A 23,273-nucleotide genomic window follows, 5' to 3' on the forward strand; every position below is an offset into this window, starting at 1 on the left:
GCTCAGTGCTCAGTGCTCAGTGCTCAGTGCTCAGTGCTCAGTGCTCAGTGCTCAGTGCTCAGTGCTCAGTGCTCAGTGCTCAGTGCTCAGTGCTCGGTGCTCGGTGCTCGGTGCTCGGTGCTCGGTGCTCGGTGCTCGGTGCTCGGTGCTTGGTGCTTGGTGCTTGGTGCTTGGTGCTCGGGGCGGATAGGGCTTATAGGACGGATAGGTCCTATGGGCTTGGAAGAGGGGCGCTAAATCTGAGAACTGTGCACTGAGGACTGAGCACTTGTTTTTGAATGCCGACGGGGCGTCGGCGCTCCATGGTGAAGGCGGGGGCTTGAGAACGGTCTTGCGCGGGACGCACAAGACGGCAGGCGGGACGCCCGCGCTCCAGGGGAGGCGGGCGCGTGCCTCATGATCAGGGGAGATGAAAGGTTTGGGTTTATTTAATACTTGCGTTTTGTGATAAAAACCATAATTATTAACCTGTGTTAGAGCTGGTTTGGCGGCTCTGGCTTTCTTTTCACCTTTATGATGCCTCTCATTTACCAGATTCTTACGGAAGCGGGCTGCGCGGATAGCGTGCCGGTGCGTGAGGCGGTGGAGGAGGCTTGCTATAACCAGACGTCTTTTGTGGAGGCGGTACTGGATTGTGAGGGGGTGCGGGAGAGGGATTTTCTGATGGCGCTGGCGCATACTCTTTCTCTGCCCTGGTGGGAGGGGAATGGGGAGGTGCCGGGGGAGCCGGGGCTGCGGAGGCACTTGCCGGCGGAGATCGCGCTGCGGCATAGGCTGCTGCCGGTGGCGTTTGAGGAGCGGCCGGAGGTGGATGGGAAAATGCGTGGGGTGCTGCATCTGACGACTTTTGATCCCCTGAATCTGGTGACGCATCAGCGGGTGGCGTCCAGCCTGAACCATGCGGTGGTGTGGCATGTGGGGCAGCGCACGCGGATCGTGGAGGGACTGCAAAAGCTCTATGGCCTGGGGGCGGATACGTTTGAGAAGATCCTGCGCGGCCGGGCGGACTGGGGCGCGGAGGAGGTGGGGGATGAGATCACGGTTTTGGATGAGCCGGAGGATGAGGAGGCGAGTGTGGTCCGGTTTGTGAACCAGATCATCCGCCGTGGGCTGGAGCAAAGGGCGACGGATATCCATGTGGAGCCGCAGCAGGACCGGCTGCGGATTCGCTACCGCATCGACGGACGGCTGGAGGAGCTGCCGGTGCCGGAGAACATCAAGAGCCTGCAATCGAGCGTGATCGCGCGCCTGAAGATCATGGCGCGGCTGGACATTGCGGAGAAGCGGTTGCCGCAGGATGGGCGCATCAATCTGGAGCTGGATGGGCTGCCGATCGATGTGCGTGTGGCGACGATCCCGAGTGTGGAGGGGGAGAGCATTTCCCTGCGCTTGCTTTCGCAGCAGGCGATGACAATTGGGAGGCTGGGCCTAACGGAAAGCATGAAACCGCTGGTGCTGGATCTTTTGAAGCAGCCGAACGGCATTGTGCTCATCACGGGGCCGACGGGCAGCGGGAAGAGCACGACGCTGTATGCTTTCCTGAGTGAGATGAACCAGACGCACCGGCGCATTGTGACGATCGAGGATCCGGTGGAGTATAAGATGCCGGGGATGGTGCAAATCGCGGTGAAGCCGGAGATCGGTCTGACGTTTGCCACAGGGCTGAGAAGCATCCTGCGCGGTGACCCGAACGTGGTCATGGTGGGGGAAATGCGTGACCTGGAGACGACGGAGATTGCCATCCGGGCGGCGCTGACGGGGCACCTGGTGTTCAGCACGCTGCATACGAATGATGCCATCGGCGGGGTGACGCGTCTGGTGGACATGGGGGTGGAGCCTTTCCTGGTGAGCAGTGCGGTGCGGGCGTTTTTTGCGCAACGTCTGGTTAGGAAACTGTGCCCGCTGTGCAAGGCCCCGGCGCAGGTGGAGCGGGAGTATCTGCGGAGCATCGGCTTTCCGCTGACTGTGCCTGGACAGGTGATGCGCGCGGTGGGCTGCGAGGGCTGCCGGGGCAGTGGCTACCAGGGGCGGCTGAGCATCTATGAGGTGGTGCAGATGACGGGTGCGCTGCAGCATCTGATCAACATCCGTGCGCATCCGGCGGAGTTTTATAAGCAGGCGCTGAATGATGGCTATGTGCCGATGCGCGGCTATGGCTTCCAAAAGGTGCTGGCGGGGGAGACGACCATCGAGGAGGTGCTGAGCGTGACGGCGATGGAGCGCGAGCCTGATGCGGTGCCGGTGGCTGGCCGGGGGAACACTCAACTTTTAAGGGAGGCTGCGTGATGAGGGGTGCTTTGACATGGAGCGCACGCGTCCCGCGTGCTGACTTTGGCGTCCTCGCCGAAGACCGTTCTCAAAGGTCGCCACTTCCTGGCTATCCTACCCTCCCGCAACGGACATCCAGGGACGGTTCCCCGCGAGGACGCGGGCAACAGCACGCGAGACGCGTGCGCTCCAGGAAGAGTGGCGTCGCGAAGCTCTGGCTGAGATTCGGGACTGAGTGCTGTGCACTGAGAACTGAGCACTTGAACGGGATGCGGACGAGGGCGTCCGCGCTCCGGTGGGATTTGATGCGGACGGGGGCGTCCGCGCTCCGGTGGGATTTGATGCGGACGGGGGCGTCCGCGCTCCGGTGGGATTTGATGCGGACGGGGGCGTCCGCGCTCCGGTGGGATTTGATGCGGACGGGGGCGTCCGCGCTCCGGTGGGATTTGATGCGGACGGGGGCGTCCGCGCTCCGGTGGGATTTGATGCGGACGGGGGCGTCCGCGCTCCGGTTGAAATCTGATGCGGACGGGGGGGGCCGCGCTCCGCTTTAATACCATGCCGACTTTTTCTTACAGCGCGCATAGCCCGTCCGGTGTCATCACCGGGGAGGTGGTGGCTGGGGACAGGGCGGAGGCGATGAGTTTGTTAGGCAAGCAGAGGCTGCAACCTTTTAAGCTGGTGCAGGCGGGCGGGGGGACGGTGCGGGAGATGGCGGCGGCGGCGACGAAGGCGAGCGCGGCGGCTCTGCCGAGCGGGCCGATCAAGCTGAAGCTGGGCCAGGTGGTGCTGTTCACGGAGGAGCTTTCGGATCTGCTGGGCGCGGGCATCCAACTGGAGCCTGCGCTGGCGACGATGGAGCGGCGACGGGAGCTTTCGAGCGTGAAGACGCTGGCGACGGTGCTGCGCGCGAAGGTGCGGGATGGCATGCCGTTTTCCAAGGCGGTGGCGGCGACGAGCCCGAGCTTTGGCCATCTGTTTTGCGCGCTGGCGACGGCGGGTGAGGCGAGCGGTTCCCTGCCTGCGATCCTGCGGCGGCAGGTGGCGTATCTGCGGTCGCTGGCGGCGCTGCGGGCGAAGGTGGCGTTCGCGCTGATCTACCCGGCTTTCCTGGTGGTGGCGGCGGTGGCGGTGACGTTGCTTTTTGTAGTGTATCTGATACCGAAACTGACGGAGCTGCTGGATTCCACCGGTGGCTCCCTGCCGCTGGGGGCGCTGATCATTTTGAAGTTCAGTGATCTGTTCAAGGCTACGTGGTGGATGCTGGGGCTGGGTGGTTTCTGCGTGTACCTGATGGTGAAGGGATGGCTAAAAAGGCCGGAGTCCCAGGTGCCGTGGGCGCGGTTTTTGCTGAGGCTGCCGTTGTTCGGCAACATCCTGAAGGCGCGGTTTTATGTGCAGTTTTTGGAGACGATGTCTAATTTGTTAGGCAGCGGGCTGCCGATGGTGCAGGCGATGCAGCTGACGCATCAGGCCATTGAGAATCCACACTTCCGCGTGGAGTTCGAAGGGGTGATGCGGCATGTGGGGGAAGGGGTGAGCCTTTCCCGTGCGCTGGATCGCAGTGGGCTTTTCCCGCCGCTGCTGCTGGACATGGTGAATGTGGGTGAGCAGACGGGGGATCTTTCAGCTGCGCTTTCGAAGGCGGCGGAGCGGTTCGACCGGGAGCTGGCGCAGAAGGTGGAAAAGCTGAGCGCGATGGTGCAGCCGCTGATCGTCTGCCTGATGGCGGGCATGGTGGGCATCATGGCGTATCTGATGATCACGACGATCTTCCAGACGATTTCTGGGATGAGCGGGTGAGGCAGAGGAGCGCGTTTTTTGACAGGATTACAAGATTGGCAGGATTAACAAGATTTAGAAAGTGACTGACATGAAGATAACTAATGATCTAACAAAAAGGAGCCGTCGTCAGGCGGCGGGGTTTACGCTGGTGGAGATGGTGCTGGTGCTGGGCATTGTGGCGCTGCTGGTGGGCGCGGGCATTGTGTCGCTAGTGGGCGTGCTGGATTCCGGCAAGAAGACCCGGGTGAAGGCGGACCTGAACACGATCACGGCGGCGATGCGCAGCTATGAGACGGACAATATGTTTCTGCCCAGCACGGAGCAGGGGGTGATGGCGCTGGTGCAAAAACCCAGCTCCCGGCCTGCGCCGGCGAACTACACGCCGAAGCTGAAAAAGATGCTGCTGGATCCGTGGGGCAACCCGTATCATTATAAGCGCCCAGGGGCGAAGGATAAGGGGGGCTTCGATGTGTATTCGGCCGGACCAGATGGACTGGCGGATACGGCGGATGATATTGGTAACTGGGATCTGTGAGGCCGTTGGGGCTTTTTAGACAGGATTGCAGGATTTTCAAGATTTACAGGAGGGCTTTGGAATAACTAATGATTGTTTTGAATCCAGCTTGTATGGTCCGGGGCGGGCAAGGGGAGGAAACCCGTGCATGGTGCGGGGCACTCCTGCCTGCTTTTGAAGAGTTTTTTAGACAGGATGAGAGTCCCGCAGTGGCGGGGTAAATTAACAGGAGGGAATAACCAATGATTTGTTTTCATTCCAGCTTGAATGGACGGAGGCCGGGCAAGGGGATGAATCCTCGTGCGCGGCGCGTCTGTGCGGTGGGCTTTACGCTCATCGAGGTATGCGTGGCGATGGCCATCGGCGTGCTGATTTTGGGGGTGGCGACGATGAGCATGGCGGGCGTGCAGGGGGAGGCGCGGCTGAAGAAGATGGCGGCGCAGGTGGAGTCCCTGGCTCGGGTTTCCCTGCTGAAGGCGGTGATGGATCAGCGTCTGGTGCGGGTGGATCTGAATGGGGGTCTGCCAGCGGATGGGCGTGTGCAGGTGCGGCGGGTGGGGGAGAAATCTTTCCGCAATCCGCAGCGCGGGGAGGTGTGGGAATTCAGCCCGACGGGGGTGTGCGAGCCGGTGGAGGTGCGCGTGAGCAATGAGGCGGGGGAGATCGAGCTGGGCTTTGATCCGCTGACGGGCTGCGCGGTGAGAAAGGAGGTGCGTGTCTCCTTATGAGAACGAATTTATCCAGACCGAGTTTGTTTCGCAGTCTGCGCCCTTCGCGCGGCGGCTCCGGGATGCCGGTGGCGGATCTCTTTGAGGGTGGGGAGAAAGTGGGTGGGGAGAAAGTGGGACGCGATGCGTCCGAGGGGATGGTTGCGGACAGGAGTGTCCGCGCTCCACTCGGGGATGCGGACAGGAGTGTGCGTGCTCCACTTGGGGATGCGGAAAAGGTGGTTAGGCCGAAGGTTCTGGGGGGATGGGCGGATGAGGGGGATTCCAAGTACCGTGGGCACTCCTGCCCGCGACCGAGCGTTATTGCGCCATCGAAAAGCGGGGACGTTAGCGAACGAGGCCTTGGGGCGGGGACGCTGGCGGACGGGGGTGGCTTGGGGCGGACGGATGGCGGGCAGGAGTGCCCACCGTACTTAAGAGGGGCGGATGAGGATGTGGCCAGGGGGCTGCGAATGCTTGAGAACGGTTCCCCGCGAGGACGCGAGGAACTGCACGCGGGATCACCGCAGTCGCGGGACAGGCGCGTGCGCTCCATGGACGGAGGCCTAACTAGAAGGAGGGTGATGATGCCGGGGGTGGGGAATTGCAGGAGGCCGATGGAGAATGTGCGGCGCGGCACGGCGGGGCGTGCGCCGGAGAATGAACGGCGGGGCGCTGGGGCGCTGGGCCGGGGCGGGTTTGCGCTGCTGGAGGTGATTTTGGCGCTGGCGCTGTTTTCCATCGTGGCGGTGGGGATGACGCGGGCGCTGGACCAGATCGCGCAGACATCAAAGCAATCCCGCCAGGAGGCGCAGGTGCTGCGGGTGCTGGAATCGGTGCTGGCGGAGGTGTCTCACCAGCCGGAGCTGAAGGAGACATCGGTGAATTTCCCGAAGAGCGCGGACGGGGTGGATGCGAGCGCGCGGATCGTGAAGGTGAAGCTGCTGACGAAGGATAAGACGGAGCTGGACCACATGTTTAAAATCCAGGCGGAGGCATGGCTGGAGACGGGTTTTAAAAGGGCGCTGAAGAGGCGCATGGAGACTTATGTTTATTCACCGCACAGCCCGTAGCGACTGCGCACGGAGGGGGGGCTTTACCCTGCTGGAGGTCATCGCTGCGCTGGCGCTGATCTCGCTGGTCATTGGCGGGGTGTATGGGGTGGCGGACGGGGCGATGAAGCTGAGCGCGTCCATGAACCGGGCGCGGACGGGGGAGCTGCGCGTGAGCAATTTCATCCATCAATGGCGGGACTGGCTGGAGGCGGTGCCGCCGACGGTGAGCCTGAATGCGGGCCTGGAGCGGGTGAAGCGTGGTGCGGCGGGAAATCTGCTGGTGGAAGGCGGGCCGCCGCCCTTTGCCTGGTGCCCGGCGGTGCGGCGGGCGGATGCGGTGGAATTTGCCCTGGTGCGCGGGAAGGAGCCGAAGGCGCTGACGCTGATGGTGCGGCACCTGAAGCGGCTGGAGAAACCGACGGCGCTGGATGAATTTGAGGACCTGGCAGAGCTGCCGCTGCTGACGGGGCTGCGGGAATTCAAGACGCAGTTTTATGATCCGGCGGAGAAGCGCTGGTATGGGAGCTGGGATGCGAAGAAGCGGGCGCGACCGCCGCTGTTCATGCGCGTGCAGTTTTCTTTTTTGACGGACCCGCGCGAGCATGAGGCGACCTTTTGGGTGGCGGATGATCTGGTGGGGCCTTCGGGGTGAAGGGGCGTTTTTGGACAGGATTGGCAGGATTGGCAGGATGGAGAGAGGGGATGGGAAGGACTAACTTTAAGTGTGATTAAATGGACTGGGTGAATAACAAAAATCAAAATCGTGTGAATCCTGTATCAAGGGCGGCCCTTTTTCTTTCATCTGCGATCCGCTGACTGGACTGGATTTTAAAACTGAGAACTGAGAACAGAGCACTGAGAACTTAAATACTGATGCGGACGAGGGCGTCCGCGCTCCACATTGAATACTGAAGCGGACGGGGGCGTCCGCGCTCCATATTGAACTTGAAGCGGACGAGGGCGTCCGCACTCCATTGCTCCTGCACTCCCTATGATCCTTCATTCCATTTCTCCTCGCCGCCAGGGCTCTGCGTTGATCGCGGTGTTCTGGATGATCGCGGTGCTGGGGCTGGTGATTTATGCGGGGGCGAAGGCGCTGGAGGCGGATGCGTCGTATTCCCGGCAGATGCGCGGGCGCACGTATGCGAAGCGGCTGGCACACATGGGGCTGGAGATCGGGCGGCATCCGGGGCTGCCGGTGCATGATCCGCTGCTGTTTTATACGAATGAGGATGGGGGGAGCTATGCGGTGCGGATCGTGGCGGAGGAGGCGCGTTTAAACATCAATGTGCTGCTGCAAATGGATGACCGGGTTTTGCTGCCGAGGCTGTTCGCGGCCTGGGGGCTGAAGCCGGAATTTGCCGCTGGCCTGCGGGATGCGCTGAAGGACTGGGTGGATGCGGACTCGCACGTGGGGCTGAATGGGGCGGAGGCGCGGGACTATGAGAAGGCGGGCCTGGAGGGGATGCCTTTTAACCGCCCTTTCCAAAGTGTGGAGGAGATGCTGCTGGTGCGGGGCATGGGGGAGGTGGAGGCGGTGCGGCCGGATTGGCGCGAGTGGTTCACGGTCTTTGGCGATGGGCGGGTGGATGTGAATGATGCGCGGGCGGAGCTGATCGCCCTGCTGGCGAATGTGCCGGTGGAGCGGGTGCAGCCGCTGCTGACGCTGCGTGCGGGGCCGGACGGGGCGGCGGGCACGCAGGATGATGTGAAACTGAGCACGGTGCCGCAGGTGGCGCAGCTGCTGGGGGCCTTCCAGCCGCAGGTGGTGGAGCAGCTGACGCGGTGGATTCAGTTCAATGGACCGATACGGCGCATTGAAAGTACTGGCCGGTTCGGCGATATTGGTCGTCGTTGGGTGCTGATCACCCAAAATCAAAAGGCGCTCTGGCGCGGAGAGATACCTACACATGGCCAAACCCCGTAAACCTTCTCAGGACCTGCTGCTGCCGGGCGCAACGGGCTGGGAACGCTGGACGGGCCCGGCGGGCGGGGCGTGTACGCTGGTGGCGGACTATGGTCCGGCGGCGGTGGGCGTCTTTGGCAAGGAGGCGCAGACGCGTCTGCTGGCGCTGCCGCTGGGGCATGTGTGGGTGCTGCCGGCCTGGCTGCAGGGGGAGGTGGCGCACCTGCGGGACATGGCGGCGCTGCACCTGGAGCGGCTGGGGGTGACGGTGACAGATGCGGCCCATGGGCTACAGGTACGGCCGCTGCTGGCACGGGAGGGGGCACACCTGGTGTGCATGACGGCTTTAAAAGAGGCGCATGCGCCCCTGTGGGACACGGTGCGGCTGCCGGATGAGGTGCTGCTGAGCGCGGACTGCCTGCCGCTGCCAGCGCATGCGATGGTGATTTATCGGGAGCTGGGCAAGCTGATGCTGGTGATCACGAATGGGCCGGAGATGGTGTATGCGAGCCCGCTTTCCGCCCATGTGCTGGATGATCATGCGCTGGGGGAGGTGAATCATCTGTGTGTGCAGCTGGGCTTCCAAGGGGTGCTGGGGCAGGTGCAAAACATCGTGCTGTGGCTGGAGGATGAGGGGGACCTGGAGCAGGTGAAACGGGTGACGGGGCTGGCGGCGGTGCGTGAGCCCCGGCCTGCGCCGGTGATGCCGGTGGCGGGCCGCAGTACGCTGGTGCCGCCGGAGATCCTGGCGGCGCGGGCGCAGCAGGCGCAGTCTGCACGGACGCGGCTGCTGGTGCTGACGGCGGGCTTTGCCGTGGCGGCGGCGGTGGCGGTGATGGCGGTGCTCATCGCCCTGGCTACGCAGGAGCGGGATCTGCTGCGGGACCGGGTGGCGGAGCTGACGCCGCAGGCCTCCCAGGTGATGGATCAAAAACGCAGCTGGCTGGAGGCGGCTCCGGCGGTGGACCCGACGCGCTTCCCCATGCAGGTGCTGCTGGACTGCCAGGTGCCGGGGGCAGCGGCGGAGGTATCCATGACGCATTTTGAATGGCTGCCGGACCGGCTGCTGCTGCGCGGGCGCATGCCATCGCCCTCTTTAGCCCTGCAGTATGCGAAGGAAATCACGGAGGTGGAGGGGCTGATGCCGTATGCCTGGGAGACGCCGGCGCCGGTCATCGCCAGCGATAACAGCGCCACCTTTGAACTGAAGGGGGCCCTGAAGCCATGAAGAGGAGTGAACGCATTTTGTTAGGCCTGTTTGCCCTGGTGTTTCTGGTCATCGTGGGCGGTGGCGGGCTGTCCTTTGGCCTGAGCCATTACCGGGGTATCCAGGAGGAGACGGAGCGCCTGAGTGATCGCCTGGTGGAAATGAACATGGCCATCACCCAGGGGGCAGAATGGCAGCGCCGCAGCGAGTGGCTGGAGGCGGAGGTGCCTGCGTTTGCCTCGCGCCAGGAGGCCTCGACACGCCTGCTGGAGGTGATCCAGCGGGAGGCGGACAAGACGGGGCTGGCACTGGCGGGACGTGAATTTATGGAAACGACGAAGGAGCTGGGGCCGGACGGTCTGCCGGTGGAGGATGCGGCGGGTTTCTTTGACCAGGCGACGGTGCGCGTGACGCTGACGGCGGTGAAGGAGCAGGCGTTTTTCACCTGGATGCATGCGGTGCAGCAGCCGGGCTCCTTTCTAGGCGTGACGCGCCTGCTGATGAACCCCAGCGGCAAGGACAAAACAATCAATGCCGAGGTGGAAGTGACGCAGTTTTACCGCGAAGGAGCCGCGACCAAAGCGATGAATGTGCAGCCGAGAGGAGGGGAGTCATGAGGGGGATTTCATGGAGCGCACGCGTCCCGCGTGCTGTTTCTCGCGTCTCGCGGGAAACCGTTGTCCGACAACCGTCCGCCCCAAAATCCTGTCCCCGCCAGAGCCAACCCCCGTTCTGTAGCGCATACGATCTGTGCGTGGACCTAGACCGCTCCACCTCGCAGAACGGTCCCCGGCGAGGACGCCGGGCACAGCACGCGGGACGCGTGCGCTCCATGGGGGACGCAGCTTTCTCCATGCCATTCTTATTGTTAGGCCTGTTTCTCCTCGTCTCTGGGCTGGCCACGGCGCAGGAGCCGCCGGTGCCGTTTCTGCCGCTGACGCATTATGCTCCGCTGTGGGAGAAGTCCCTCTTCACGACGCGGGATCTGCCATCGCCAGATGCACCGGCAGGGCCGATCTTTACGGATTCTTTATCGCTCACCGGCATTTATGAACTGGATGGCCAGACGGTGGCGGTGCTGGTGGACCGGACGACATCGCTCATTTCAGAAGCGCGGCTGGATGTGGAAAATGAGGCGGGCATCAAGATCCGCAAGATCACCCCCGGAGCCTCCATGGACAAGACGCGGGTGCAATTGCAAAAGGGCGACCAGGCCGGCTGGGTGAACTTTGCCGATGCCCCCGCTGCCGCCCCCGTGAATCCTGCCCCAGCCCTGGAAACCCGCCCCGCCGTGGTCCCCGGTGGCGCACCCGTGGGCGGTGTGACCACCCCCCTGCTGCCCCGCATGGGCATCCCCCCACCGCCGCCTTCGGACGTGCCGCTGCCGCCGCAGTAGGAGGGGGGAAGAAAGTGCGCAGTGCGCAGTTCTCAGTTCTCAGTTCTCAGTTCTCAGTTCTCAGTTCTCAGATCTCAGATAATAGTCCGCCCGCCTTCACCATGGAGCGCCGACGCTCCGTCGGCATTCAAAAACAAGTGCTCAGTCCTCAGTGCACAGTTCTCAGATTTAGCGCCCCTCTTCCAAGCCCATAGGACCTATCCGTCCTATAAGCCCTATCCGCACCGAGCACCGAGCACCGAGCACCGAGCACCGAGCACCGAGCACCGAGCACCGAGCACCGAGCACCGAGCACCGAGCACCGAGCACCGAGCACTGAGCACCGAGCACCGAGCACCGAGCACCGAGCACCGAGCACCGAGCACCGAGCACCGAGCACCGAGCACCGAGCACTGAGCACTGAGCACTGAGCACTGAGCACTGAGCACTTCTCCCACCCCCCTCCGCCTCAGTTTCCCTCCGCCTTGAATTTCAAGTTGCCAGCGGGCGGGGCGAATGTGAAATTGTTCGTCATGTTTGAACTCGTGGAGTTTCCCCCGCTCGGCTGGCTGACAGCACTCAAGGCGCTTTTTGCGCTTTGCATTGGCCATGCGATGGCGGACTTTCCCCTCCAAGGGGAATACCTGGCCACGGGTAAGAACCGGCGTTTTTTGGTGCGCATGCAGGACCCCTCACGTCCGGCGCATATCTGGGTGGTGTGCATGAGTGCCCATTGCCTCATCCATGCCGGGGCCGTGTGGCTCATTACCGGATCCGCCCTGCTGGGTGCGGTGGAGTTTGTCATTCACTGGTGCATCGATGTGGCCAAGTGCGAAGGCCTAACCACTTTTAATCAAGACCAGCTGCTGCATGTGCTGTGCAAGATGGCCTACGTGGGTGTGGCCTGGGCCGGTTGGCTGGCGGTGTGAGGAGTAGCGCAGGACTGCTGGCGTAGCACGGCCTGCCGCTGTCATTCGAGAGGCACAGGAAGCAATGTGCCATCGCCTGCTAAAGACCGCGATGCCATAAGTCGTCACGCTTTCTGCCATTCTCTCAATCGCACGTCATTGGCTGAATGCTGGGAACTGAATGCGAAATCCGCAGAGTCCTCAGCCCTCTGACCACTTTTTTCGTCACTTAGCCCAAGTCCCCCTTCTCAAGGCTTGGCGCGGGGGCCTCAAGGATGGAGGTTTAAGACAACGCGGGCAAACGTCTCAGGGCAGGTGACTCTGGAAGGAAGTCGGCGTGTTGAACTTTAGGTTATACAGGGGGTGCGGACATGATGCGTGAGATGAGGAATACTTCTTTTTCCAACAGGGCTTTTGAGCAGGGGGAGGCCAGTGAGGCAATGGCGCGGCGGCGGGATCCCCGTATTGTAATCCCGTCCCGCATGCGGGACGGCGCTGGGCAAGGGCTGTCTGACCGGCTAAAGCCGGGACTACAGAACCGAACCACCCCAGCCCATCAGCCCCCTTCGCCAGATCTGGCCGCGCTGCCGAATGGGGCGTTGGACTCCCTGCCCTGGCCCGGCCAGCCGCAGAACAGCCCGCCCGCGTGGATGCTGGAAGAAGACCCGCCGCAGACAGCGGAGCCAAAACAGCCCCCCGCAGCCTCCGCCTACGAGCAGGAATGGAACACCCTGCGGCCAGAGGTGCAGAATCCCTGGCACTCGATGGATGAGGGGGAGAGGAAGATGTTTTCTCCTGCGGTGGGGCCGGAGCAAGAGCCTGCGATAGGGGCGGAGGTGATGCAACGTGAGATGGAGATGCCAGCAAAAAGTGGCTTTCAAGTTGCTCCTGAGCCAGTGTCTGTATCTGAACCCAATGTCAGGCCGCAGGCAGATACCGGGATGACAGGTACATCCCAGCCTCAGCAGGTAGATCCGAACCGCCCTGCTTCGTCTGCCAGAACCAACTTCTCCGGTGAGTCACCCGAGCCAGGTCCAGCGCCTCAGTCAGAAGGTGGCTTGAATACTCTCCATCTGATCCCAGGTTATGATCCTGAACCGGGCTTCAATCAAACAGATAGCAAAAGTAAAAAAGGTCCGAACTGGAAGTGGGGCCAGCCAAATCCTTTGGTCACAATCAAAAAGTCTTCTCCAACAGGATACGCTATCGTCGATAAAATAAACAAGGACGTTGACCAAATTATCAACCCGAGTCATGACCATCTATTTGAGAGCAGTTGGGATCCGTTACCCTGGGGGATCGGCAGGCCAGCTCCGGAAGAGCCAGAAGAACCAGAACCGGGCAGCCTTGAATATACAAAGAAGATGTTTCGTGAATTTGAAGAGTACGCGAATAAGTCACCCAAAGAAAGGGAGTTTGAAAAATTTGTCAATCATCTGAAATTTTCGATCAACGGATTTCGACCTTCTGTTCATGGCCCGCTGATTGAGGCTATGAAGAAGGAGGATTCAGAAACTGAGTGGGGCTTTTTTGATGCCGCACAATATGGTGTGGAAAGTATTGTTGGCGGCAAGCATCTAAAAGAATACAAGGACGCGTACGTTAAAAATCACAACGTGACCATCCAAGTGATGGCCGACATTTTTGACATCCCACCAGAGGTTCTGGCAGGAGTGGCCTGGATGGAAGCCGGAGGCTCATGGGACGCCGGGGAAGACACGGCAGGATTTTTGGCGAGCGAGCATGGCTTGAGTTCTCGGCCTGTCGGCGAGCGCAGTTTTGGAGAAGTTCAGATTCAGCTCCGGCATGCAGCAAGAAATCTGGGCATGCCTGGTTCGGAGCCCGTTTTTCTGAGAGATGTTGCTAACAGGATTTATCGTTCCAGCGCGTGGAACCTATATGCAGTAGCCTCACATCTTGATGAGATTCGCCGACAAAAATTTCCGGGGGTCAAAGCTAAAGACATGACGAAAGAGCATGTTATGCTAATAGGTGATGCTTATAATGCAGGGGCTCAAAAAACCACCGAACAGGCACGACAAAAAAGCAATTATGGTCCCGATTTAGTGCAAAAAATTGACTGGATCCGCAACATGCTTTCTCCTGTGCTAAAGATTCCATAACCGTGACTAAGAAATCGTTTTTCAAGTGGCTTTTCTGGGGGGCGGTTGGAGTATTTGTATGGAATTTTATTTCTGTGCGCACCAATCCCTTTCCAGATGTGGTGTTCCTGGAAACAACGTCTGATGGCAACCGCCCGTATTATGACTTCACACCGGTGCTGGCCAAGGATCATTCGGTGATCCTGGGTCCGACTGAATCGGCGGAGGATGGGGTGTTGCGTTTTTATGACTTTGACGGCGACGGGAAGAAGGAGGCGGTGGTGGAGACGACCAACTGGACCCCGAATGTCCTGGAACTTCGCTCTCGGAGTCGGCATGTCATGAAGTATGGCTGGGATGAAAAGAATGGAAGGCCGGTATTCACGACCATCTTCAGGGAGCTGAAGTCGGATCTGGATGAATGGGAGCGTGAAAATGAAGCCACTGGCCGATGAACTTTTCCGAACGATGGCTTGAAGCAGCTAAACTGTTGGCATCAGACCCAACGGCCTGAGTGCTGTGCCCTAAATGCAGGCATTACGTGCTTGACGTCCGGGACAAGGCTGTCAGCGGAAGTCATATTGAGCGGCAATTAGTCTGCCCGGAGTGCAATGCCCAAGAGTTCATTTATATGAAAAAGCCCCTTTAAACCTCAACGCTGGCAAGACCTGCCTTTTAAAGCCGGAACAAAACAACCTCTTGAATAATCAACGCCATGGGAATGGAATCTTTTACAGTCATGCTGTTTAGCAACGCCCCGCAGGATGCCATCCTGGACTTTTTCCATGGCAGGGAATTTGTCGGGGCGGATGCATCGCGGTTTTGGATGGAAGGAACCTTCATCGAAAGGGTAACCTCGGAGTTTATTGTGGAAGGCCTGATCCAAAAACGGGACAAGCATTTCAGCGTGAGCTTGCGGTTCGCCCTGTCAAACCCTGACACGGTGGATGCTTATATGAAGACGCTCATCCTGGACTTTTTTGATCAATGGCGGACTCAGGTCATCTTCATGAGCGGAACCCGGAAAGATCTGGACTTTTCCCCAAAGGACAAAGACGCGCTCCTCCAGGCTCTGGATGAGCAGATTCCGATCCTGCGTCATCTATGGCAATCCAGAACCGGCCAGTACAAAACAGCGCCTCTTCGTGCGTCAGAAGCTTATAAGTTCACAGGGCTCGTTGATTAACCCGATGACCCAAAAAGGGCCTGCGTGACGGAGAGCTAGCCGCCCCTGTCAACCCCCAAAAAGGATTACCGGTAGTCCTGTTTTCGACTCGTCAATGGGGTGTGTTCGGGTGAACATAAACCCATGAAGCCGCCCGCACGATTGCCCTGCCTGAAAGCCTGCCCACCCTGGGCGCTGGAGCGGGAGCGGGCGGCCATCACCTGGGGTGTGGGATAAAAAAGAGCCTCAGGCACGGACATGGCAGGCCTTTTAGGAGCAGCCATCGCGTGCGCTTGAAACTCAATGGTTCAGCATAAGTGCAAATATTCATTTTCAATCTTGCGGTCTTTTATCCTTCAGTTAAAACTCACTCATTCAATATGAACGTAATCATTCAACAGTTTCAAAATGAGCTGACCCGCGAGGAACGGGTGCTTTTTGAGACAAGGGCCCGCCTCGCCGGTCGCCGCCCAGGCCTGCACCTGAAGGCGCTCATCTTCCCCCCGCGCCTGCCCCCGGCACGCACGGAGGAGGGGGTGCAGAGTTCGCATGAAAGAAGACTGAGCACTGAGCACTGAGCACTGAGCACTTAAACCCGAAAGCGGACGAGGGCGTCCGCGCTCCACATGAATACTGAAGCGGATGAGGGCGTCCGCGCTCCACATGAATACTGAAGCGGACGAGGGCGTCCGCGCTCCACATGAATACTGAAGCGGACGAGGGCGTCCGCGCTCCACATGAATACGAAGCGGACGAGGGCGTCCGCACTCCATCCCACTCCCATGAACCAAATCCGACTCGATCCTGATCTCGCTGAAAAACTCCGCCGCCAGGCGCAACCCCAGGGACGCAGCCTGGCCAATCTGGCGAACCTGCTCCTGCGCCGCCTGCTGGGCATGAAGGCCACGCCGCCTGAACGCGCATCGGGTAATATCCGAAAAGGTTAGAAAACATCTCACGCACTCATTTTCACCCCAACCCCATCCCGAATCCCATCGCCCATGAAAACACGACTCGAAGACCTCATCCAAAAAGCCAGTGTGGCCCAGCCACCGGACACGCTTTCCCGCTCCAGCTGGACGCCGTATCTGCCCATCATCCGCATCCTCATGGAGGAGCGGGCACACACCCTCATGGCCGCGGTGGAGTGGCTGGTGGGGCAGGGGGAGATCCCTGCGGACCGCCAGGCCATGGCCTACCGTGCGCTGCGCCAGATCCTGGCCCGCCGGGAGGCGAAAAAGCACCGCCAGCAGGCGCGCCTGCAGCGCCAGTTTCAGGTGCCGCCCAGGCCGCCCGCCGCCGCGTCAGCCCTGCCAGGACCCGTGCCGCAGACACCGCCGCCTGCCGTCCTTTCCACCCTTGCTGAAACCCTGCCTGCCTACGCCCAATGAGACGCATCAATTTTGACCTGATCCGCGCGGAGGAGGAGCTGGCCGGTGCCCGCCAGTGCATCGTCTGCCTGTGCGGCGCGGTGCTGACGGCCAGCGGCACGGCCATCCTCTTCAAGTATGATGCCATGCCCGCCTGGGGCATGATCGTGGCCACCCTGCTGCTGCTGCTTTTCCTGGTCACCGGCACGCTGTACGCCTTCCTGCCCAGCCTGCGTGAGCCGCGCTACCCACGCCCCCGGCCCCGCCATGACAGCCACGCCAGCCGCTACGTGGACCCTGAATGACGGGGCGGTGAATGCCGCATCGTGAAACATCATGAAACACTTTTAATTCTTGGCCCAACACCGTCCCATGAACGTCTCCTACCTGCCCATCCCCTCACCGCTCCTGGGCGGCAGCCGCTGCCGCGAGCCGCGTGTGCCGGGGCGGGTGCGGCGGGTGGCGTATTACGGGCCGCTGGCCATCACCTATGACTGCCACGATTCCCCCACGGACGGGGAAACGGACCGCGATGTCCTGGACATCGCCTTCGTGCCCAATGACCGGACCGCCGGGCGACCCGGAATCCATAACCCGGACCTGCTCCTGCATCAGGCCCTGGAGGCTCTTCAGACCGCCCTGCACATCACCGCCGACGAGCTCATCGAAAACGCCCCCAGCCGCGAGGAGGCGTGACCCGGAGCGCGGACGCCCTCGTCCGCAGTGCTCAGTGCTCAGTGCTCAGTGCTCAGTGCTCAGTGCTCAGTGCTCAGTGCTCAGTGCTCAGTGCTCAGTGCTCAGATCAGGCGCGCACTCCCTCCTTTCCTAACAGCAAACATAACAACACCCACCCACCTATGACCGAAGAAATCATCACCCGCAAAGTCAAAACCATCCTCTCAGCCCTGCTGCGCCTGGAGCCTGAAGAGATCGAGCCTGAATGCGAGCTCTCTGCCGACCTGGGCGCAGACAGCCTGGAACTGACGGAATTCGTCATGGCCCTGGAGGAGGAGTTCGAGGTGGACATCAGCGATGAAGATGCCGAGGACATCCTGACCGTGCAGGACACCATCACCTGGCTCATGGACAACGTGGATGACTGAGTCCTGCGGTCTTCCCCTCCCGTGCCGTCCCGCCCCCTCAAGTGGGGCGGCACTCACCTGTCCCGCGCCTGCGGCGATGCCTGCCAACAAGCGATCTCTGGCATCGAAAAGCCAGAACCTCTGTGAACGGGGCTGCTCCAAGTATCGTGGGCACTCCTGCCCGCGACCGAGCGTTCTTCACCTTACGAAAAGCGGGAACGTCTGCGGACGGGGCTGTCTCGGGGGCGGACGAATGGCGGGCAAGAGTGCCCACCGTACTTTCCGCGACCGAGCGTTCTCCGGCCTTCGAAAAGCGGGAATGTTTGCGAACGAGGATGCTCCCCAAGTACCGTGGGCACTCCTGCCCGCGACTGAGCGTTCTCCGGCCTTCGAAAAGCGGGAATGTCTGCGAACGGGGCTGTCTCGGGGCGGACGAATGGCGGGCAAGAGTGCCCATCGTACTTTCCGCGAACGAGCGTTCTCTGGCATCGAAAAGCGGGAACGTCTGCGAACGAGGATGCTCCCCAAGTACCGTGGGCACTCCTGCCCGCGTCCGAGCGTTCTTCACCTTACGAAAAGCGGGAACCTCTGCGGACGGGGCTGTCTCGGGGCGGACGAATGGCGGGCAAGAGTGCCCACCGTACTTTCCCCGAACGAACGTTCTCCGCCTTCGAAAAGCGGGAACGTCTGCGAACGAGGCTGTCTCGGGGCGGACTAATGGCGGGCATCGCCGCAGTCGCGGGATAGGGAGTGCCTGCCTTATTTGAGGGTATGGCCAGGGCTGCGGATGCTTGAGAACGGTCTTGCGCGGGACGCACAAGACAGCACGCGAGACGCGTGCGCTCCAAGGGGGACAGACGCGTGCGCTCCATGGCGGACGGGGATGCCAGCCCCGCTTGAAGCCTTGCCCACGCTCCATCTGCCATAACAAAAAACATCGAAAAAATAACCCTCATTTCTGAATGCCCTCATCGGCTCCCCTTGGAGCCGCTTCGCACGCAGGCTCCCGGTTCTGTAGTCCCGGCTTTAGCCGGTCTCTGAGGGTGGACGAAACTTCACCCGCGTGCTCCGAGGTCCCCGACCACGTCGCTGCACGAAATTCATCCCGATCCAAGCACCCTATCTAAAAACACTCGAAAACATCCAACACCCATTTTATGACCACCATCCATCTCACCATGGAGCAGCTTTGCGCGCTCATCTCCGCCGCGCAGGATGGCGTGCTGCCCCGGCGCACGGCCCGCCAGGAGCGGAATCGCCGTTACTACGAGGCCTGCAAACGCCGCAAGGCCGCTGAGACCGCGCCCTCCGATGCCCCGCACCCCGATGATGTGCCTGCGGAAATCAAGACGCCGCCCGTCATCGTTCAGACGTGTTCAGTCGCGAGTCAGACGCTTTCAGACGCAGCCACGTCTGAAGCCGCACCTTCCCCCTCGCTCCCTCCCTCTCCTCCTTCTCCCGGACCCTCATCCTCCGCTCCCACCCACACACCCCCATCCGCAGCAGCGCGCGTACCGGCGCGGAAAGCGGCCACTGCCTCGCGGCGAAAAACAGCATTATCAGCAGCAGGTGAAACTCGGCTCAAAGGCAGGTCTGGGCCACGAAAAGAAACCGCCTCCGACGATGCCTGGTTGACGGCCTTGGCGGAATCCGAAGCCTTTCGCGATGTGCCCGTGCGGGAGGAGTTCGAGCGCATGCGCCGCTGGTTCACCCATCGGGGACTGCGCTGCACCCGGAGCGGTTTTTTATCCTGGCTGCAACGGTATGAACCCCCGCTGAAGCTGCCCGCTGCGGGTGCCGTTGCGGGTGGAAGCGGCCTAACAAAAAGAAATGTGGCGGATGCGGCGGCCTGCTTCTTTGCAGGGACCGTGGCCGATGAAATCGCCGTACGCGGCCTGACAAAGGATGGTGGCTGTGGTGCGGACGAGGGCGTCCGCGCTCCGCTTTGAGACCTGATGCCGACGAAGACCACGAACTGAGCACTGAGCACTGAATACTGAGCAATCCACTGCGGACGAGGGCGTCCGCGCTCCGCTTTGAGCACTGAGCACTCCCCAATACCCCTCCCTCCCGACATGCCCGCTTCCACCTCATCCACCGCCGCCGCTCCCCTCGAGCGGGAGAGAGTGTGTGTGGACTGTGGGTGCGCATTCACCGGGCTGCTGGGGCTGTGCGGGGACTGTGCGCAGGCGCGGCTGGACCGGGCGAACGAAGGGCGGCATTTGGCCGAACAAAAAGTGCGGCAAGAGAAATGGCGTGCCCTCTGCCCGCCGCTGTACCAGGACACCGATTGGACACATGGCGGCCTGGGCCGTGGCCTGGCGGAGCTGGTGCAGCGATGGCAGCCGGGGCAGGGCGGGCGCAGTTCTCTACTGCTGACGGGGCCGACCGGACTGGGGAAAACGCGGGCCGCCTTTGCCCTGCTGCGCCGGGTTCATGAAAGCGGCCGCAGCGTCCACGCCCTGCATGCCGGCGATGCCTGGGACCACGGCCCCCACATCCAGGGACTGAGCAGCGCCGTGCGCCTGCAATACAGTGACGATCCCCACCGCAGCCAAGCCGCCCTGCACTGCCTGCAGCGCGCCCGCACCTGCTCCCTGCTGCTGCTGGATGATGTGGGCAAGGAACGCGCCAGCCCCACCGCCGGTCAATTGAGCGAGGCCGTGGGCGAAGCCCTCTTTGCCCTCATCGAGCACCGCCTCGTCCACCGCCTCGTCCACCGCCTGCCCATGATCCTCACCACCAACGCCCCCGGCACCACCCTGCAAGCCCGCCTCGGCCCCGACCGCGGCGCCCCGCTGATCCGCCGCCTCATGGAAGCCTGCGAGGTGGTGGGGGTGTGAGGGGGAATGTTTTAATGATTGGCAACCAGAGGTATTCTTTCCTCCTCCAGTGGATCCTGAGTTACGCTGTGTCCATGCCAGGCAGTTCCGTATCGTAGGCTTTCGAAATAGCTATTTCGAGCGCTGCGATCTCCTCATCCCTCAGTTTTTGAAACCACGCGTGTTTGCGTTTGGTCCGGGACAGGTGGCCTTTGTTTTCCAGGCAGAGCTTGAGAAAAAGATTGGCAGCGGGTTCAGGCATGTCCACGATTTCCCTCATGGCGGCACGGGCGACATCGTAATGCTGGAGGTAGCCCAGCTCCGCAGGCAGCTCTTTTTCAATGGTCTCCTCAATGAACCGGTACAGTGCTTCAGCCATCAGTGTGCAGTCTATGTACCGGAAGTGGTCTAACGTACTGTTTGTCACTGTGAGCTGGCCATCGGCATTCTGTGTATATTCAGTGCGGCTGCGGAGGGGCTTGGAGAAGACCTCCAGAGAGGCGTCGTATTCCGCCGGCCGGTTTAGTAGTACGGCGGAGACCGGGAGCAGCATGCCGCGGGGACCAAACTCCAGTGCGGCCAGCACGTGATGGATCAAAAAGCGGTGGATGCGTCCATTGCCGTCCTCAAAGGGGTGAAAATAAACAAAAAGCCAGGATACGATGGCCGCGGCAGAGATGGGGGGAAGAGGGCCGACTGCGGTTAGTAACCACTCCACCTGAAGCCATTGGGTCATTAAAAAATCCAGGTCGGTAGCACCCGGTTTTGGCGACACAAAGTGGATGGTTTCGTAACCTGGAGCGATCGTCTGGCCAACGTAGTTTTGGTGAGCGCGCCAGCCTTTGGCGGCGTAGCGGGCGTCAACGATGGTGTTTTGCAGGCGCACAAGGCCGGGCTCGGTCAGGAAGTCCTCCGTACCTGCTCGCTCTAGCAGGGCAATGAAACGCTCGCTGCGCTGGCGGTCAGGGGTTTCATGCTCAATGGCGTAGGATGTCTTGGTTTCCTTCGCATGCAGATACCGCTGGGCGCGCTGAAACATGAGAGGAGATATGTCCCCCAGCAGTTCGGTGCACCGTGCATGGAGCTCTTTATCCCGGGCGGGATACAGGGCGGGTGTGCGCCGCAACATGGGCGAAAAGTGGACTGTTCCGATCAGGTTTTCATTGATGCGCCAGCGGGCTGTTTTGAGGGGCGGGAGGGTGAAATAGAGTGACGTATCCGCAAGGTCCACATAGTTACCCGTGGTCAGGTCTGGCAAGGGCAGCTTTTCACCGCTGAAGGCTTCATACAGATAGGCGATGCGGCGGGTATTTTTCCCGGTGGGCGTTTGTTTCACGTGGTCCGCCACCTGCCCTGGAGGCAGGAGGGGAAGAATGAGCCGGAGCAATTCCAGATGCAGGCCCTCTTTTTTCAGGGCGAAGTCGAGGTGATCAAAGACGTTGTGGAGCCGCACCTGGGCCTGGGGATACACTTCACGACGCCGACCTGCCTTTTCTTCGGTGATCCGCTGGCCAGGCTGGCTGACATAGGACTCCACAAAATGGGGCATGGGATCCACCTGAAAATGATCTGCCAGCCATTGATACCCGATGGGGCTGAAGGTGCGAGGAGGCGGCATAAGCTCGGGAAACTGTTTTTCAAAGGGGGGTCTAGACTCGTTTTTGTTATTTGCCGAGATTTTTTGTTACCAATGGCCTGTTTTCAGAAAAAATTGTTACGAGTCGGCGGCTGAGCATGAGACAAGGCAGATCCAATGCTCCAGAGCTTTAGCTCGCCAAAACCCTGCTTCTCATTCGACTCGTCATTTCGTCCGCCCGGCTCACTTCAGCGCCGCCTCATTCACATTTTCGCCATCGGCCCAGAGGGTGGTCAGGTAGCGGGGCGGGGTGGTGGATTTGTCCTTGCTGCTGCGGAGGATGATCTCGTTGCGATCCGTCAGCAGTTCCCGCAGGCGGGTGGCCATGGCCAGGCGGGCGGTTTTTTGCGCGGGTGTCTCCGTCTCCATCGGGGCGGGGTCGGGCAGGCCCTGGAGGTCCAGGTTTTGATTGTGCAACCACACGCCAAAGCCGAGGTCGATGTTCACCGCCACCGTGTTCGCATCCACCACGCGAATAAATTCGGCATAGTAAACGTAGTTAGGCTTCGGCGTTTCCGGTGCGGGTGCAGATGCGGGGTCCTGCGCCATCAATGGCTGGGCGAGGGTGCTGAGGATGAGCAGGAGGGTGAGACTAAAGGATGGGCGGGGGAGGGGCATGGGAAGTGGAACGCTGCTGCGAGCCGGGATTTTCCAGGGAATGCGTGATGATGTGAAGTGTCGCCAGGGCGGGTGGAGGTGCAAATGGCGTGGCAGCGTCCTGGAGTGTGGTGCACCTCATGGGGGTCTGCTGGCTGATGCGGGAGGAGGGGGGAACGAGGATGCGAGAACGGTTTCCCGCGGGACGCGTGAAACGGCAGGCGAGACGCCCGCGCTCCAGGACGCTGCGCGAGGGCGCAAAACGGGGCGGGTTTTGTAATCGCGCTGGCTTTGAAGGAATGCCAAGGAGGGGCTGCGTCCGTTTACAGGTGACTGTTTTCGGCGTCAGCCTAGCGCCCGCGCAATACACATCTCATGGAACCCCTTATCGCCCTCGTCACGCATGCCGGTGGTGATGGGTTCTTTTTGTGGCTGGCCCAGGCGAGATCTGGGGCGCATTACCAGAAGCAGTTTGATGCGCTGCCGCCCGGGGATTCGCTGGCCTTCATCGGCTGCTGCCTGGCGCTGGGACTGCTGGCGGTGTGGCTGATGCATGAGGAGTCCAAGGGCAACGGCAGGAAAAGGCCTCGCTCGGGCCGCGTTGCCGCGGCGGCACCGCGCAGCGAGGTCAAGACCGAGGCTCCTGGGAAGCGGCGGCGCAGGAAGCGGAAGCCGCGGCGGGGGAAGTGAGGCCGGAGTGGTCTTTAGCTTTTGTGGGGCTGCGGGGGCATTTTTTGAAAGAGGTCGTACAAGGTGGGATTCGAACCCACGGGA

Annotated in this window: 26 protein-coding genes; 24 read left to right on the forward strand and 2 right to left on the reverse strand. The window is 61.2% G+C overall.

From position 1 onward, the window contains the following. The first annotated feature begins 513 nt into the window (after positions 1-513). From EI77_RS20715 to EI77_RS20830, 23 genes are all read left to right on the forward strand, one after another. Positions 514-2,286: a GspE/PulE family protein gene (locus tag EI77_RS20715; protein ID WP_133797228.1), complete on the forward strand. Its 1,773-nt coding sequence runs from the start codon at positions 514-516 to the stop codon at positions 2,284-2,286. A 277-nt stretch (positions 2,287-2,563) separates the two neighbouring features. After that, positions 2,564-2,791, forward strand: coding sequence for a hypothetical protein (locus EI77_RS20720; RefSeq protein ID WP_133797229.1), 228 nt, complete (start codon positions 2,564-2,566; stop codon positions 2,789-2,791). A gap of 35 nt (positions 2,792-2,826) precedes the next feature. Then, a complete protein-coding gene (locus tag EI77_RS20725; RefSeq protein ID WP_166647406.1) occupies positions 2,827-4,071 on the forward strand; it encodes a type II secretion system F family protein in 1,245 nt (414 codons plus the stop codon). 70 nt (positions 4,072-4,141) lie between these two features. Then, a complete protein-coding gene (gspG, locus tag EI77_RS20730; RefSeq protein WP_133797231.1) occupies positions 4,142-4,588 on the forward strand; it encodes a type II secretion system major pseudopilin GspG in 447 nt (148 codons plus the stop codon). A 269-nt stretch (positions 4,589-4,857) separates the two neighbouring features. Continuing rightward, a complete protein-coding gene (locus EI77_RS20735) occupies positions 4,858-5,295 on the forward strand; it encodes a prepilin-type N-terminal cleavage/methylation domain-containing protein (RefSeq protein ID WP_166647407.1) in 438 nt (145 codons plus the stop codon). Beyond that, entirely contained in the window at positions 5,292-6,347 is a 1,056-nt protein-coding gene (locus tag EI77_RS20740; RefSeq protein ID WP_133797233.1) for a PulJ/GspJ family protein, read from the forward strand. Before EI77_RS20735 ends, EI77_RS20740 begins: the two co-directional genes overlap by 4 nt. Continuing rightward, positions 6,322-6,981: a prepilin-type N-terminal cleavage/methylation domain-containing protein gene (locus tag EI77_RS20745; protein WP_133797234.1), complete on the forward strand. Its 660-nt coding sequence runs from the start codon at positions 6,322-6,324 to the stop codon at positions 6,979-6,981. The genes EI77_RS20740 and EI77_RS20745 overlap by 26 nt, the downstream gene beginning before the upstream one ends. A gap of 339 nt (positions 6,982-7,320) precedes the next feature. Beyond that, positions 7,321-8,256 (forward strand): type II secretion system minor pseudopilin, encoded by a 936-nt coding sequence (locus EI77_RS20750; RefSeq protein ID WP_133797235.1) that lies wholly within the window; start codon positions 7,321-7,323, stop codon positions 8,254-8,256. After that, entirely contained in the window at positions 8,240-9,463 is a 1,224-nt protein-coding gene (locus EI77_RS20760; protein ID WP_166647408.1) for a hypothetical protein, read from the forward strand. Before EI77_RS20750 ends, EI77_RS20760 begins: the two co-directional genes overlap by 17 nt. Continuing rightward, positions 9,460-10,059, forward strand: a complete 600-nt coding sequence (locus tag EI77_RS20765; protein ID WP_133797238.1) for a hypothetical protein — start codon at positions 9,460-9,462, stop codon at positions 10,057-10,059. The genes EI77_RS20760 and EI77_RS20765 overlap by 4 nt, the downstream gene beginning before the upstream one ends. Positions 10,060-10,295: 236 nt before the next feature. After that, positions 10,296-10,838 (forward strand): hypothetical protein, encoded by a 543-nt coding sequence (locus tag EI77_RS20770; RefSeq protein WP_133797239.1) that lies wholly within the window; start codon positions 10,296-10,298, stop codon positions 10,836-10,838. 512 nt (positions 10,839-11,350) lie between these two features. Continuing rightward, complete coding sequence (locus tag EI77_RS20780) at positions 11,351-11,746, forward strand: DUF3307 domain-containing protein (RefSeq protein WP_133797240.1); 396 nt, start codon at positions 11,351-11,353, stop codon at positions 11,744-11,746. Between the two features lie 629 nt (positions 11,747-12,375). Then, complete coding sequence (locus EI77_RS20785; RefSeq protein ID WP_133797241.1) at positions 12,376-13,848, forward strand: hypothetical protein; 1,473 nt, start codon at positions 12,376-12,378, stop codon at positions 13,846-13,848. 74 nt (positions 13,849-13,922) lie between these two features. Further along, positions 13,923-14,282, forward strand: coding sequence for a hypothetical protein (locus EI77_RS20790; protein WP_133797242.1), 360 nt, complete (start codon positions 13,923-13,925; stop codon positions 14,280-14,282). A 266-nt stretch (positions 14,283-14,548) separates the two neighbouring features. After that, positions 14,549-15,013 carry a hypothetical protein gene (locus tag EI77_RS20795; protein WP_133797243.1) on the forward strand — a complete coding sequence of 155 codons (465 nt, stop codon included), beginning with the start codon at positions 14,549-14,551 and terminating at the stop codon, positions 15,011-15,013. Positions 15,014-15,372: 359 nt separating this feature from the next. After that, positions 15,373-15,570 (forward strand): hypothetical protein, encoded by a 198-nt coding sequence (locus tag EI77_RS20800; RefSeq protein WP_133797244.1) that lies wholly within the window; start codon positions 15,373-15,375, stop codon positions 15,568-15,570. A gap of 204 nt (positions 15,571-15,774) precedes the next feature. Further along, entirely contained in the window at positions 15,775-15,939 is a 165-nt protein-coding gene (locus tag EI77_RS23460) for a hypothetical protein (protein ID WP_166647409.1), read from the forward strand. Positions 15,940-15,993: 54 nt separating this feature from the next. Next, complete coding sequence (locus EI77_RS20805) at positions 15,994-16,383, forward strand: hypothetical protein (RefSeq protein ID WP_133797245.1); 390 nt, start codon at positions 15,994-15,996, stop codon at positions 16,381-16,383. Next, positions 16,380-16,667: a hypothetical protein gene (locus EI77_RS20810; protein ID WP_133797246.1), complete on the forward strand. Its 288-nt coding sequence runs from the start codon at positions 16,380-16,382 to the stop codon at positions 16,665-16,667. Before EI77_RS20805 ends, EI77_RS20810 begins: the two co-directional genes overlap by 4 nt. A gap of 67 nt (positions 16,668-16,734) precedes the next feature. Continuing rightward, on the forward strand, positions 16,735-17,058 hold the full coding sequence (locus EI77_RS20815) for a hypothetical protein (RefSeq protein WP_133797247.1): 324 nt from the start codon (positions 16,735-16,737) through the stop codon (positions 17,056-17,058). Positions 17,059-17,219: 161 nt separating this feature from the next. Continuing rightward, entirely contained in the window at positions 17,220-17,465 is a 246-nt protein-coding gene (acpP, locus tag EI77_RS20820; protein ID WP_133797248.1) for an acyl carrier protein, read from the forward strand. 1,136 nt (positions 17,466-18,601) lie between these two features. Continuing rightward, positions 18,602-19,393: a hypothetical protein gene (locus EI77_RS20825; RefSeq protein WP_133797249.1), complete on the forward strand. Its 792-nt coding sequence runs from the start codon at positions 18,602-18,604 to the stop codon at positions 19,391-19,393. A 126-nt stretch (positions 19,394-19,519) separates the two neighbouring features. Further along, on the forward strand, positions 19,520-20,287 hold the full coding sequence (locus EI77_RS20830) for an ATP-binding protein (protein ID WP_133797250.1): 768 nt from the start codon (positions 19,520-19,522) through the stop codon (positions 20,285-20,287). A gap of 61 nt (positions 20,288-20,348) precedes the next feature. Here EI77_RS20830 and EI77_RS20835 read toward each other — a convergent pair whose 3' ends face one another. Then, complete coding sequence (locus EI77_RS20835; protein WP_133797251.1) at positions 20,349-21,884, reverse strand: Fic family protein; 1,536 nt, start codon at positions 21,882-21,884, stop codon at positions 20,349-20,351. Between the two features lie 201 nt (positions 21,885-22,085). After that, complete coding sequence (locus EI77_RS20840; RefSeq protein WP_133797252.1) at positions 22,086-22,520, reverse strand: hypothetical protein; 435 nt, start codon at positions 22,518-22,520, stop codon at positions 22,086-22,088. Positions 22,521-22,874: 354 nt separating this feature from the next. Here EI77_RS20840 and EI77_RS20845 point away from each other — a divergent pair, with 354 nt between their 5' ends. Continuing rightward, positions 22,875-23,189 carry a hypothetical protein gene (locus EI77_RS20845; protein WP_133797253.1) on the forward strand — a complete coding sequence of 105 codons (315 nt, stop codon included), beginning with the start codon at positions 22,875-22,877 and terminating at the stop codon, positions 23,187-23,189. The last annotated feature ends 84 nt before the right edge of the window (positions 23,190-23,273 follow it).

The organism is Prosthecobacter fusiformis (genome assembly GCF_004364345.1).
GTDB classification, from domain to species: domain Bacteria; phylum Verrucomicrobiota; class Verrucomicrobiia; order Verrucomicrobiales; family Verrucomicrobiaceae; genus Prosthecobacter; species Prosthecobacter fusiformis.

Coding starts and splice junctions, on each gene's coding strand:
- EI77_RS20805 (WP_133797245.1), top strand. CDS start 15,994: ATGAAAACACGACTCGAAGACCTCATCCAAAAAGCCAGTGTGGCCCAG.
- EI77_RS20785 (WP_133797241.1), top strand. CDS start 12,376: ATGCTGGAAGAAGACCCGCCGCAGACAGCGGAGCCAAAACAGCCCCCC.
- gspG (WP_133797231.1), top strand. CDS start 4,142: ATGAAGATAACTAATGATCTAACAAAAAGGAGCCGTCGTCAGGCGGCG.
- EI77_RS20795 (WP_133797243.1), top strand. CDS start 14,549: ATGGAATCTTTTACAGTCATGCTGTTTAGCAACGCCCCGCAGGATGCC.
- acpP (WP_133797248.1), top strand. CDS start 17,220: ATGACCGAAGAAATCATCACCCGCAAAGTCAAAACCATCCTCTCAGCC.
- EI77_RS20765 (WP_133797238.1), top strand. CDS start 9,460: ATGAAGAGGAGTGAACGCATTTTGTTAGGCCTGTTTGCCCTGGTGTTT.
- EI77_RS20715 (WP_133797228.1), top strand. CDS start 514: ATGATGCCTCTCATTTACCAGATTCTTACGGAAGCGGGCTGCGCGGAT.
- EI77_RS20750 (WP_133797235.1), top strand. CDS start 7,321: ATGATCCTTCATTCCATTTCTCCTCGCCGCCAGGGCTCTGCGTTGATC.
- EI77_RS20780 (WP_133797240.1), top strand. CDS start 11,351: ATGTTTGAACTCGTGGAGTTTCCCCCGCTCGGCTGGCTGACAGCACTC.
- EI77_RS20800 (WP_133797244.1), top strand. CDS start 15,373: ATGAACGTAATCATTCAACAGTTTCAAAATGAGCTGACCCGCGAGGAA.
- EI77_RS20735 (WP_166647407.1), top strand. CDS start 4,858: ATGAATCCTCGTGCGCGGCGCGTCTGTGCGGTGGGCTTTACGCTCATC.
- EI77_RS20835 (WP_133797251.1), bottom strand. CDS start 21,884: ATGCCGCCTCCTCGCACCTTCAGCCCCATCGGGTATCAATGGCTGGCA.
- EI77_RS20770 (WP_133797239.1), top strand. CDS start 10,296: ATGCCATTCTTATTGTTAGGCCTGTTTCTCCTCGTCTCTGGGCTGGCC.
- EI77_RS20810 (WP_133797246.1), top strand. CDS start 16,380: ATGAGACGCATCAATTTTGACCTGATCCGCGCGGAGGAGGAGCTGGCC.
- EI77_RS20840 (WP_133797252.1), bottom strand. CDS start 22,520: ATGCCCCTCCCCCGCCCATCCTTTAGTCTCACCCTCCTGCTCATCCTC.
- EI77_RS23460 (WP_166647409.1), top strand. CDS start 15,775: ATGAACCAAATCCGACTCGATCCTGATCTCGCTGAAAAACTCCGCCGC.
- EI77_RS20745 (WP_133797234.1), top strand. CDS start 6,322: ATGTTTATTCACCGCACAGCCCGTAGCGACTGCGCACGGAGGGGGGGC.
- EI77_RS20825 (WP_133797249.1), top strand. CDS start 18,602: ATGACCACCATCCATCTCACCATGGAGCAGCTTTGCGCGCTCATCTCC.
- EI77_RS20725 (WP_166647406.1), top strand. CDS start 2,827: ATGCCGACTTTTTCTTACAGCGCGCATAGCCCGTCCGGTGTCATCACC.
- EI77_RS20740 (WP_133797233.1), top strand. CDS start 5,292: ATGAGAACGAATTTATCCAGACCGAGTTTGTTTCGCAGTCTGCGCCCT.
- EI77_RS20830 (WP_133797250.1), top strand. CDS start 19,520: ATGCCCGCTTCCACCTCATCCACCGCCGCCGCTCCCCTCGAGCGGGAG.
- EI77_RS20760 (WP_166647408.1), top strand. CDS start 8,240: ATGGCCAAACCCCGTAAACCTTCTCAGGACCTGCTGCTGCCGGGCGCA.
- EI77_RS20845 (WP_133797253.1), top strand. CDS start 22,875: ATGGAACCCCTTATCGCCCTCGTCACGCATGCCGGTGGTGATGGGTTC.
- EI77_RS20815 (WP_133797247.1), top strand. CDS start 16,735: ATGAACGTCTCCTACCTGCCCATCCCCTCACCGCTCCTGGGCGGCAGC.